The sequence below is a fragment of the Sphaerisporangium sp. TRM90804 genome (genome assembly GCF_029846175.1).
Lineage (GTDB): Bacteria > Actinomycetota > Actinomycetes > Streptosporangiales > Streptosporangiaceae > Sphaerisporangium.
On record NZ_JARWAC010000011.1, the window covers coordinates 305,603 to 317,047 of the forward strand.

The following is an 11,445-nucleotide window of genomic DNA, read 5'->3' on the forward strand; positions in this document are numbered from 1 at the left end:
CCTACAGACTCAGGACTGCCGCGACCGGCACGGATGCGTATAGAGATCAGGTGACGGCGTGTCCGTCGCCGTGCCCGGGGCGGGGCCGCTCGGCCGGGTCGTGGCGCGGAAGGTCATGCCAAGAGCGGCGTATTCCGGCATACCTTCGGTGACAAGACGGTCTTCGAGTAAGAACACGGTCACCTCACTAGGACGACCGTGAGGACCTGCGGAATCACATCTCGTTTGACGAGGTGTGAGGTCGGGCAACCCGTGCTGCGGCGGCGTTGGAGGCATTAACCTTGCGTTCGTGAGCCTGCGCCTATACGACACCAGCACCCGTGCGGTCCGTGAATTCGTCCCGGTCCAGCCCGGCCGGGTCTCGATATACCTGTGCGGGGCCACTGTCCAGGCGCCGCCGCACATCGGTCACATCCGCTCGGGCGTCAACTTCGACGTGCTGCGCCGCTGGCTGGCGCGCTCGGGCTACGACGTCTGGTTCTGCCGCAACGTCACCGACCTCGACGACAAGATCATCAGAGTCGCCGCCGAGGAGGGCGTGCCCTGGTTCGTCGTCGCCGAGCGCAACCAGCGGGCCTTCACCTGGGCGTACGAGAGGCTCGGGTGCCTTCCGCCGACGGTCGAGCCGCGCGCGATGGGCCACATCCCCGAGATGATCGAGCTGATGCAGCGGCTGATCGACAAGGGCCACGCCTACGCCGCCGGCGGCGACGTCTACTTCGACGTCATGTCCTACGCCCAGCGGTACGGCAAGCTGTCCAACCAGCGTCCCGAGAACATGCGGGCCGCCGCCGACACCGACACCGACTCCTGCAAGCGCGACCCGCGCGACTTCGCGCTGTGGAAGGGCGCCAAGCCCGGCGAGCCCACCTGGCCCACGCCGTGGGGAGCCGGGCGTCCGGGCTGGCACCTCGAATGCTCCGCCATGGCCACCAAGTACCTCGGCGAGACGTTCGACATCCACGGCGGCGGCGTCGACCTGATCTTCCCGCACCACGAGAACGAGGTCGCGCAGTCGCAGGCCGCGGGCGACGGCTTCGCGCGTTACTGGTTGCACAACGGCATGCTCAAGATCGGCGCCGAGAAGATGAGCAAGTCGCTCGGCAACTCCCTGCTCGTGCCGGCCATGCTGGGCAAGGTGCGCGCCGTCGAGCTGCGCTACTACCTCGTGGCGGCGCACTACCGCTCGGTGATCGACTACTCCGACGAGTCGCTGACCGAAGCCGCCGCCGGCTACCAGCGCATCGAGGGCTTCGTCACCCGCGCCGCCGAGGTGATCCACGACCTCGACGCCGCGGCGCCGCTGCCGCAGGCGTTCGTGGACGCGATGAACGACGATCTCGGCGTCCCGCAGGCGCTCGCCGTCATCCACGAGGTCGTCCGCGAGGGCAACGTCGCCCTGGCTCACGGCAACAAGGAGCAGGTCGCCCGCCTTCTCGCCGAGACGCAGAACATGCTCGACGTCCTCGGCCTCGACCCCCGCTCCCCCCAGTGGCGCGACTCCCGGGCAGACACCGGCCTGCGCGAGACGGTCGACGCCCTGGTGGGCGTCGCCCTGGAGCAGCGCCAGGCGGCCCGCGCCCGTAAGGACTACGCCGCCGCCGACGCCATCCGCGACCAGCTCGCCGCGGCCGGCGTCGCCGTCGAGGACACCCCCGAGGGCCCCCGCTGGGAGATCGCGCACTGATCGCGGGAATGACGCGATCGGCGAGTGGCGACCCCCGGCTGGGAAGTGGCGCGCTGACCGCGCCTATCCCTTGGAACCGGGGCGCTCGGGCGACGGAAGGTCCTCGATGGGAAATGGCGCACTGATCGCGCCGGTAGGCTGGGGCAATGGCTGGTGGTGCAAAAGGGTCCGGTAGGCCCGCGAAGAAGAAGGGCCCCACGCGGGGCACCGGTGGGCAGGGCAAGCGGTCTCTCCGCGCCAGGGGCGCGACCCCGCCGGCCGAGATGCGGCACTGGTACAAGGACAAGCGCGGCGCCCCCGCGGCGCCGGGCACGGCACCGGCCGAGTCGGCCGAGCGCCGGCCCCGCCGCACCACCCGGCGCGACGACAACGCCCCCGAGGTGATCGGCGGCCGCAACCCCGTGGTCGAGGCGCTGCGCGCCGAGGTCCCGGCGAACGCCCTGTACGTGGCCCAGCGCATCGACTACGACGACCGCATCCGCGAGTCGATCAAGATGGCTGCCGACCGCGGCGTCGCCCTGCTCGAGGTCAGCCGCGACAGGCTCGACAAGCTCACCGAGGGCACCGTCCACCAGGGCGTGGCCCTCCAGCTCCCGCCGTACGAGTACGCGCACCCCGAGGAGCTTGTCGAGCGCGCGTCGGACGCCGCGGAGGTCCCGCTCATCATCGCGCTCGACGGCGTCACCGACCCCCGCAACCTCGGCGCCATCGCCCGCTCCGCCACAGCCTTCGGCGCCCACGGCATCCTGGTCCCCTCCCGCCGCTCCGCGAGCGTCAGCGCGGGCGCCTGGAAGACCTCGGCAGGCACCCTGGCCCACATCCCCGTGGCCCGCGCCGCCAACCTCACCAGCACCCTGCGCGAGTACCGCGAGCAGGGCCTGTTCGTCGTCGGCCTGGACGGCGAGGCCACCACCGACATCGGCGACGTCGACCTCACCACCGAGCCCCTGGTCCTCGTCGTCGGCTCCGAAGGCAAGGGCCTGTCCCGCCTGGTCCGCGACACCTGCGACCAGATCGCCCGCATCCCCATGCAGGCGGCCGCGGAAAGCCTCAACGCCGGCGTAGCAGCAGGCATAGCCCTCTACGAGATAGCCCGCCACCGCCGCCGCCGCTGACCCCCGCCCCCAGTCATGTCCGGTGACGCCGTCCACCCCAAGCCACTAAACTTGACCCGCACAGCCCGCCGACGTAGCTCAATCGGCAGAGCAACGGTCTTGTAAACCGTAGGTCAGGGGTTCGATTCCCCTCGTCGGCTCCCAGCCCAAAGGCCCCTAGGCGAGACCGCCAGGGGCCTTTCGCTAACACTCTCGCTAACAAGCGAAGTGGCGGCGTCCACAGCCACGCTTCCTCAGGTCGAGCCCAGCGACAGTATGGTCCTTCGCTTCGCTCAGGGCTGTTCTCCCGGTACGCCCCCTGGCCGACACCCGAAGGATTCCCGGGGGTGCCTGCCCCCCACAGCCCTGGCCGAGCTGGGCCACCGTCCGAAAAGACGCCTTCGAGGAGCTCACCGTCCGGCCCTCAACCGAGGAGGAGGCCGACGTTCTCGTTCTGGACAGGGGGGCGTTGATCGTCGTGCTGTTCCGGATCGTTGTGGACGAGGACGGACCACTTTTCGAAGTCAGCGTGATGACGATGCGCCCGGAAGGCCGGCGGTTCCGCTACCGAGTGAGAATGGGCTGACACAGTGACCAGGAAGACCGACGGCCGGTCACCCGCGCCCCCAGCACCTGCTCCGTCGGCAACGACAAGATCATCACTCATCGGATCACTACGACCAGCTGGAGCTCTGCAGCCAGCTTGGTGGCGAACGCGTCTTCGGCGGTCCCTCACCGGCATAGCCCGGCGTGCGGTCGAACTCCGCATGCCAGAGGCGGGAGCCCTGCCTGGCGGGCGAGCAGGAAACTGGTCGTCGACGTGTGTGGACGCAACGGTCGCCCGAGTTCGGCGGTGGAGACGCAACCGCTGTCGCTGCTGTTGTAGCGGTGCGGGAAGTCTCCGAGGGCATCGGTGCGTTCGTCACTGCTGGCGTAGGGCCGTAGGTGAGCCCATTCCTCTACCAGGCGCCCCGACGGCATCGAATCGATCCGTTTGACTGTGAAAGTTCGACACAGGTCTGGATGGTCCTGAGCATGCCGATTCGATCTTGGAACCGTGTTCGAGGCGTCCAATGCAGCCTGAAAATTACACGACGTCTAGGACCGCGTGATCTCATCGGGCGTGCTGGGAGCCAGACGGCCGAAGTGATCCGATCTCTGTGGAACCCCGAGCATTGACGGGTGGGAGCCTGGGCCTTATGTGTGGTGTCCGGCCGTCGAACCGATACGACGATCCCCTTACGAGGAGACAGGATGCCCCCCTCAAGCCGTCGGCTTTCGCCGGCGAACGGCGACGGCCTGAACGGCCGGGCGGTGGCGCCCGCGGAGGGGCGGCCGGACCCGGGAAGTGCCTCACAAACGGGATTCACCCGAAAGGATTACCGATGAAGCGGAGCGACCCCTCCTCCCGTCCTCGACGTACGGCGAGCAGGTGGCCGGCTGTGGTGGCGGCCCTGCTGGTCGCGACGATCGGGGCTCAGCCGGCTGTCGCGGCACAGCGGTCCGCGCCGTCGGAGTCCACCGCGACGGTGTCCACTGCGACGGAGTCCACCGCGACGGCTGCCGCCGCCGCTGGAGACCTCGACGGCTTCACCGCGGGCAATGCCGCGGTCGCCTCGGTCGATCTGGCCGGGACGTGGAGCTTCACTCCGGCGGGCCGGTCGACGACGTCGATCAGGGTGCCCGGAGGCGGCTGGTACAAGCAGGGTTTCACCGATGTGTCCCAGGCGGTGTACTCGCGTACGGTGACGGTGCCGGACTCGGGGCAGCCGCAGTCGGCGTGGATCGAGTTCGGCGCCGTGAACCACCAGGCGACCTTGTCGGTGGACGGCCGGGTGGTCGCGACGCAGACCACGGCCTTCACTCCCTCGAAGTTCGACATCAGCGCCTACGCCGCTCCGGGCACCACTCATACGATCAGCGTCGATGTGAAGGGCCGCGGCGCGTTGAAGGCATCCAACGGCCGGTACCTGGTGCCCGACGCCGCCGACTGGTCCGAGGCGATACCGCAGGGGATCTTCCGCTCCGCGTTCCTGCGGGTGTACCCGGCGGTGTACGTCAGCGACACATTCGTGCGTACGTCGGTGGCGAACAAGACGTTGAGCTACGACGTGTCGGTGCGTAACACGTCGGGCAGTTCCCGGTCGGTGACGTTGACCGGGTCGCTGTCGTCCGACAACGGAACGGCTTTCAGCTACCCTGACCTGCCCAGCCGTACGGTCACCGTGGCGGCCCGCTCGACCGCGACCGTGACCGTCGGGTCGGTCGCGTGGAACCTCGACCGCACCTCGTACTGGTGGCCCAACGTGCCGTACCGGTCGGGGTACCGGGCGCAGCTGCACCGGCTGGCGGTGCATGCCGCCACCGATGACGGGCACACCAGCGACGCCACGTACCGGTTCGGGTTCCGGGAGGCCACCCAGAACGGTGACTACTACTACCTCAACGGCGTGCGCGTGAACTTCCGCGGCGACAACCTCCAGGGTGCCGACTACGACCGGGTCAACAACGGCGGCAAGGGCGACGCCTACGACACCCTGCCCGGCTTCCTGCCCCCGTCGCCCGGCAACGGCGGCTGGCCGCAGGCGGTGGACAACTACCAACGGCTGAACTTCAACGTGGTGCGCATCCACCAGGAGCCCGCGAGCCCGTACATGTTGGATGTCGCCGACGAGATGGGCCTGATGATCATCGGCGAGACCGCGATTCGCGGCTCCTCCGGCAAGCAGGACTGGATCGCCGGGCACGACAACATGGTCAACCACGCCCGTGCGCTGGTTCTGCGCGACCGCAACCACCCCGCGGTCATCCGCTGGAGTCAGGCCAACGAGCCGAACCAGAGCGGCCAGGATTCCGAACAGTTCGAGAAGGACCTGTACGCGGCGATGAACGGCGCCGACGGCACCCGGCCGATCATTGTCGAGGTGGGCGTCGGCGGGAATGTCAGCTTCTATCCCGGGATGACGTACGCCAACTGGGCGGTGATCCCGCACTACGTCGACGGCTTCGGCAGGTACGGGGAGGGCCTGATCACCGTGAATGGGCGGCCCGACGGCGAGGGCGAGTACATCTGGCCGGCATGCAACACCAAGCAGGGCTTCGAGTGGTTCGCCACGGCGACCCTGGCCAAGCGCGGCAAGGGCGCCACCGATCTGCGTCCGTACACGCTGCTGTCCGCCTGGGCCAGCGTCGTGCCCGGAGTGCGGACCACCGACTTCACCCCGGAGGAGGGCGGTCGCCCTGTCTACGGCGCGGACAACCTTTCGGACCCCTGGAGCAACCCGCAGTTCCAGCGCGTGCAGGCGGCGTTCAACCCGGTGGCCGCGGTCGACCTCCCCTACTGGTCGGCCTCCGGCGTCTCGGACTCGAACGGCACCTTCCCGCTGCCGCAGGCCGTGCCCACCTACGCCCGGAACGCCACGGTCACCCGCAACATCACCGTCTTCAACGACGACTTCGCCGACACTTCGGTGGGCTTCACCTGGACGGCGCGGCTCGACGCGCCGGACGGCGCGGTCGTCGCGTCCGGAAGCACGACCCTGACCGTCCCGCTCGGCTCGCGGGTCACCCAGCCGGTGTCCTTCACCACCCCGGCCACCGGCAACCGCGTGTACCTGCAGCTGTCGACCACGAAGTCCGGTAGCCCCGTCTTCACCGACGCGGTGGAGTACTTCAACCTCGGAAGCGGCGGAGGCGGACCCGAACCGGGCAACTACCGCATCGTCAACCGCAACAGCGGCAAGCCGCTCGCTGTCGCGGGCAACTCCACCGCGGACGGTGCCAAGGTGGTCCAGCAGACCGGCACCGCCACCTGGACCATCGCCACGACCTCCGACGGCTCCTACACCCTCAAGTACGTCCCGAGTGGAAAGGTGCTCGACGTCAACGCCGGCAGCAGCACGGCCGGGCTGCAACTGCAGCAGTGGACGGCCAACGGCGGCACCAACCAGAGGTGGTATCTGCGGTCCACCGGCAACGGCTACTACACCATCGTCAGCCACGTCAGCGGACTGGTGGCGGACGTCTCCGGTGCGGCGACGAGCGACGGGGCGCAGGTCGTGCAGTGGGCCGCCAACGGCGGGGCCAACCAGCAGTGGCAACTGACCCGGACCTGACCGGACGACCCGGTTCTCGCCTGCTGCCGCGGCGTCGACCGCTACCCCTGGCCGCTCGGCCCTGCGGCCAGGGGTAGCGGCGAGATCTCAACTCCGAACGTCGGCAAGCGACCACCACCGAGCACCTTGTCTCCGCTCCCATAGGTACGGGCCGGCAGACCACCGCAGTGAACGGCATCGAACCGCCTCGCTCGCGAGCGGTAGGCGCTCGTCATTGATCGAACCCCCATGGGGGTTCGATCAATGACGGCTCAATGGACCGGCTCCCAGCCCAAAGGCCCCTAGCCATGATCGCCAGGGGCCTTTAGCCAACACTCGCGCTAACCGCCAGAAGTGTGACTCCGCCGGGATATGGTCCTTCGCTCCGCTCAGGGCTGTTTCCGGGAGGGCTTCGCCCCCCGGCGAAGGGCTCCGCCCCTCGCGCTCCCCGTCCGCTTGCCGTCCCCGGCCTCCAGAGCCTGAGAAGTACAGTGAACGCGTACGGCGACTGCTGCTTGAGCCGCTAATGCCATGGGGAGTCGAGCATGGTGCGTGACGCCTGGACGGACAGAGGCGACTCGGCGGCTTATGTTGCGCCGCGTGACAAAGGGCGTCCGGACGCGTGGACCGAGGAACTCGCCGAGGCCGGACGCGCGGGCTCACAGCGGCTCATCGAAGTCACGCAGATCCGGCCGCCGGTGAGGGTGGCCGAGGCCCTTGGTCTGTCTCCCCAGGACAAGGCCGTGGTGCGGCGCCGTGTGATGCTGGTCGACGGGGCGCCCATCGAACTCACCGATTCGTACTACCCATCGGCCCTGGCCACCGGGACACCCCTGGCCGACGCACGGAAGATTCCCGGCGGCGCCCCCACAGCCCTGGCCGAGCTGGGCCACCGCCCTAAGGACGCCTTCGAGGAGATCACCGTCCGGCCCTCCACCGACGAGGAGGCCGACGCTCTCACCCTGGACAGGGGTGCGTTGGTCGTCGTGCTGTTCCGGATCGTGGTGGACGAGAGTGGACTACCTTTCGAAGTCAGCGTGATGACGATGCGTCCGGAGGGTCGGCGGTTCCGCTACCGAGTCGGAATGGGCTGACACAGTGACCAGGAAGACCGACGGCCGTCCGAGACATCAGCGGATCGCCGCCGAACCGCGAAGCTGTCATGCCCGGTGAACTCCTCCCGGCACCTCGCTACCGGTTTGTCATTTTCCTGATGGAGTCGGCGCAGAACGGGGCGGCGAGCATAGGTCAGGTCGTCAGCGCGGTGTGGAAGACGGCTTGGTGTCGCGCGATGTGCTCGGCGTCGGTGCGGTAGAGGGTGTCATGGCCCGCCGCGACGTGGGCGGCGAATGCTTCGTTGCCCGCGTCGGCCTGATCGTGCATGTGATCGATCAGGTGGTCAAGCCGGGCTCGCGCGGTGTCGGATAGCGCGTTCCTGCCGGTGTCGCTGAGGCGGTAGGCGTCGGCGAACAGGCGTAGCCGGCGTGCCTGCTCCTCGACGGGAGCAATGCCGTCCTCGTGGTGCGGGTCGGCCAGGGGCACGAACCGGTAGGCCGCGTAGGCGACGTCCCAGATTCGCGGTCCGGGGTGGGCGGTGTCGAAATCGATGAACGCCACCGGGTGCCCATGACGGAAGACGCAGTTGTAGGGGGCGATATCACCGTGGCAGATCACCTCGGCGGGGCTTTGCGGGGTGAAGTACCAGCTTGCGTCGGCCGGTGCGACGAAACCGGCGGTGGCGTCATGGTAATCCCGCAGCAGCACACCTACGGCGCACAGAGCGCTGTCCGATCGCGCGTACTCGGGCAGCGGGTGGTCGGGGACCTCGCCGGGCAGGAAATCGAGGATTTCCCTGCCTTCACCATCGATTCCGTGGCCTGCGGGAGCGCCGGTGAAACCGACTGCCGCCAGGTGGTTCAGCAGTTCGTGGACGGCCGGCGTCCAGGGGCCGGTGGGCCGTCGCACCGTGGTGCCGATCCTGACGACGTGGTTGACGCCCCCGCCGGCCAGTTCCTCTTCGTCGCTCTGCGATGACGTCACTGTCGCGGATCCTTCAGGTCACTTCAGGCATGACGCCAGCCCTTCCGTGGTGCCTGGCGTGATACCGATCATCCCCAGCCATGATCAAGCATGACAAGATCAGTGATTGTGTGGTCACTCCGCCGACCAGGCCGGCGAGGCGTTGGAGTCACTTGCTGTAGTTCTTCCCGAGGGGCTTGCCGGGGATGGGCTTTGCGATGAGGGCGACGGGGATGAAGAAGCAGATCTGGGCGATGGCCAGGGTCAGCGTCCAGAGGGCCTTTTCGTCGTAGTGGGCGGAGGCCTTGGCGTAGAGGTCGTCGGGGACGCGTTCGCCGGTTGGGGGCGGGGTGAGGACGGCTTCCACGAGTTGCAGGGCGACGCGTTCCGGGTCGGTGAAGTAGGGGGCGTCCTGCCAGGACGCTACGGCGGTGATGCGTTCCTCTGTCTCCCCGGCTTTGCGGAGGATCTCGGTCTGGCGGACGGTGTGGTACGTGCTGCCGACCAGTTGGCCGGCGCGGAGGTGTACCAGGGTGATGGTGGTCTGGGGGATCGCACCGTTTCGGGTGGCCTTGGACATGGCTGCGGCGATCGCCGCCATCTCGGGGAAGAACTGGATGGGGTCGGGCAGACGTGACTGGAGGGTGTCCTGCTCGGTGGTGGTGGACATCAAGAGGTCTTCCTTTCTCGATCTCAGGGTCGTCGTGAGGCTTGTGATCTGGTGGGGTTGGTTGGTCGCCAGCAGGTGTTCGGCCGCTGGACGATTCGGGGCCGGCCCGGGTCGGGTCGGGTCTTGGACGGTGATCCGCATACCGGCCGGGGGGCTGAGCTTTTGCGGCGTGTTGGATGGTGTCTCGGTAGTCCGACGACACAGCCGCCGGGAATGTGAGGCGACGCGCCGACCTCACATTTCCGGATGGTGTCTCGTCGGTCTGGTGAGGGCAGAACGCGACCGAGGGAGCCGGTGACACCGTGACCACCCCGTCCCAGCCAGGAGACGATCGGCTCGATCCGAGGTTGAGCGCGGTCATGCGGGAGCGGCGTCAGCTGATGGACCTCGCGTACCGGCTCCTCGGCTCGCTGGCCGACGCCGAGGACGTCATTCAGGAGACCTACGCCCGCTGGTACGCCATGTCCTGGCAGCAACGGGAGGCCATCGAGTCGCCCGGCGGCTGGCTTTCGAGGGTCGCCGGCCGCATCTGCCTCGACCAGCTCGGCTCGGCGCGGGCGCGGCGGGAGCTCTACGTGGGCGAGTGGATCCCCGAGCCGGTGCCCGATCGCACCGAGTGGATCGACGGGCCGTCGGACGGCACCACGGTGAACCCGGCCGACCGGGTCACCTTGGACGAGTCGGTCAACATGGCGTTCCTCGTCGTGCTCGAATCGATGACCCCCGCCGAGCGCGTCGCGTTCATCCTGCACGACGTCTTCCGCTTCCCCTTCGCCGAAGTGGCGGAGATCGTCGGCCGTACGCCCGCGGCCTGTCGCCAGCTGGCCTCCTCGGCTCGCCGCCGCGTTCGCGCGACACAGACTCCCGCGGCTTCGGCGGGCCGGCGCGCGGACGTCGTCAAGGCGTTCAAGCAGGCGTGGGAGGCCATGGACATCGACGCCCTCATCGGCCTTCTCGACCCCGACGCCACGGTGGTCGCGGACGGCGGCGGCCTGGCCAGCGCCGTGCTCCGTCCGATCGAAGGCTGCGAGCAGGTCGTGCGCTACGCCGTCGACCTCGCCGGCAGGATGCCCGACCTGACGATCCTGGAGCGTACGGTCAACGGTCAGCCCGGGCTGGTGGCTCAGCGAGACGGCGTCACCGTCACGGTGATGGCGTTCGACGTCGTCGGCGACCGGATCAAGCACATCTGGGCGGTACGCAATCCCGAGAAGCTCAGGCCGTGGACGGTCGAGCCGCGGCACTAGGGTCACCCGGACGCGCGGCCGTCGAGGCGTCTCGACCGTCGCACCGCGGGCGCGATGACGCGCTCCGCTCGGCGCGTCGCCTCACGTTTACGGCCGTTGTGTCGTCGGACTACTGAGACACCGTCCACCACGCGGATCGGCGCCGTCTTCAACCCGTCGGCAGCCGTTAAGGAGCCACCCATGTTGTCGCGTGCCGTGATCACCCTGCAGACCTTGGCCCTCTTCGCCGCGCCGGTCACCGCCGGACTGTTGTTGTCCTCGCCCGGCGGACGGGTGTTGCACAGCGCTTCGGCGTACGCGGTGTTCACCGTGGCGGTGGTGCACGTGGTCACCGCGGTCCTGGCGTGGCGGCCGGGCGGCGGCTCGCCCAGGCCCATCCTGTACGCGGCCGTGTTCCTGGGGCTCACGCTGGCGCAGATAGCGCTGGGCATCGCGCAGGTGAAGACCCTGCACGTCCCCTTGGGCGTGCTGATGTTCGGCATGAGCGTCCTTCAGCTCAGCCGGGTCTCGGCCGGTCGCCGCACGCGTGTGGCCGCCGTGAGTCAGGGGTAGCGACGTTCACGCGTCACCCGGCCGTTCTGACCGCCTCAAGTCGTAGCCCGCCGTCGGACTGAGACGGCCGGCTGTCCGTCGG

General features: G+C 68.7%; 8 protein-coding genes and 1 tRNA gene. 7 read left to right on the forward strand and 2 right to left on the reverse strand.

All coding sequences use genetic code 11. The features are described from left to right. The first annotated feature begins 289 nt into the window (after positions 1-289). The 5 genes from cysS to PYR91_RS16300 all read left to right on the forward strand — a co-directional run bounded on the left by cysS (position 290) and on the right by PYR91_RS16300 (position 7,969). Positions 290-1,687 carry a cysteine--tRNA ligase gene (gene cysS / locus PYR91_RS16280; protein WP_279780652.1) on the forward strand — a complete coding sequence of 466 codons (1,398 nt, stop codon included), beginning with the start codon at positions 290-292 and terminating at the stop codon, positions 1,685-1,687. 146 nt (positions 1,688-1,833) lie between these two features. Continuing rightward, entirely contained in the window at positions 1,834-2,802 is a 969-nt protein-coding gene (rlmB, locus tag PYR91_RS16285; protein WP_279780653.1) for a 23S rRNA (guanosine(2251)-2'-O)-methyltransferase RlmB, read from the forward strand. Positions 2,803-2,869: 67 nt separating this feature from the next. Then, a tRNA-Thr gene (locus tag PYR91_RS16290) sits at positions 2,870-2,942 on the forward strand. Between the two features lie 1,224 nt (positions 2,943-4,166). Further along, positions 4,167-6,896: an RICIN domain-containing protein gene (locus tag PYR91_RS16295; RefSeq protein ID WP_279780654.1), complete on the forward strand. Its 2,730-nt coding sequence runs from the start codon at positions 4,167-4,169 to the stop codon at positions 6,894-6,896. A gap of 524 nt (positions 6,897-7,420) precedes the next feature. Beyond that, a complete protein-coding gene (locus PYR91_RS16300) occupies positions 7,421-7,969 on the forward strand; it encodes a UTRA domain-containing protein (protein ID WP_279780655.1) in 549 nt (182 codons plus the stop codon). A gap of 154 nt (positions 7,970-8,123) precedes the next feature. Here the strand turns inward: PYR91_RS16300 and PYR91_RS16305 are convergent, their stop codons facing one another. Both PYR91_RS16305 and PYR91_RS16310 read right to left on the reverse strand, forming a co-directional pair. Then, positions 8,124-8,915 carry an aminoglycoside phosphotransferase family protein gene (locus tag PYR91_RS16305; RefSeq protein WP_279780656.1) on the reverse strand — a complete coding sequence of 264 codons (792 nt, stop codon included), beginning with the start codon at positions 8,913-8,915 and terminating at the stop codon, positions 8,124-8,126. A 148-nt stretch (positions 8,916-9,063) separates the two neighbouring features. Beyond that, positions 9,064-9,564 carry a carboxymuconolactone decarboxylase family protein gene (locus PYR91_RS16310; RefSeq protein WP_279780658.1) on the reverse strand — a complete coding sequence of 167 codons (501 nt, stop codon included), beginning with the start codon at positions 9,562-9,564 and terminating at the stop codon, positions 9,064-9,066. A gap of 359 nt (positions 9,565-9,923) precedes the next feature. On the opposite strand from PYR91_RS16310, the gene sigJ reads away from it, so the two are divergent. Beyond that, the gene (gene sigJ / locus PYR91_RS16315) at positions 9,924-10,811 is read left to right on the forward strand and encodes an RNA polymerase sigma factor SigJ (protein ID WP_279780659.1); all 888 of its coding nucleotides are present in this window, start codon (positions 9,924-9,926) and stop codon (positions 10,809-10,811) included. 180 nt (positions 10,812-10,991) lie between these two features. Continuing rightward, a complete protein-coding gene (locus PYR91_RS16320) occupies positions 10,992-11,363 on the forward strand; it encodes a hypothetical protein (protein ID WP_279780660.1) in 372 nt (123 codons plus the stop codon). Positions 11,364-11,445: the final 82 nt, after the last annotated feature.

Bases quoted from the DNA above. Each gene is read 5' to 3' on its own strand.
- rlmB (WP_279780653.1), top strand. From the start codon at position 1,834: ATGGCTGGTGGTGCAAAAGGGTCCGGTAGGCCCGCGAAGAAGAAGGGC.
- PYR91_RS16295 (WP_279780654.1), top strand. From the start codon at position 4,167: ATGAAGCGGAGCGACCCCTCCTCCCGTCCTCGACGTACGGCGAGCAGG.
- PYR91_RS16300 (WP_279780655.1), top strand. From the start codon at position 7,421: ATGGTGCGTGACGCCTGGACGGACAGAGGCGACTCGGCGGCTTATGTT.
- PYR91_RS16310 (WP_279780658.1), bottom strand. From the start codon at position 9,564: ATGTCCACCACCACCGAGCAGGACACCCTCCAGTCACGTCTGCCCGAC.
- sigJ (WP_279780659.1), top strand. From the start codon at position 9,924: ATGCGGGAGCGGCGTCAGCTGATGGACCTCGCGTACCGGCTCCTCGGC.
- PYR91_RS16320 (WP_279780660.1), top strand. From the start codon at position 10,992: ATGTTGTCGCGTGCCGTGATCACCCTGCAGACCTTGGCCCTCTTCGCC.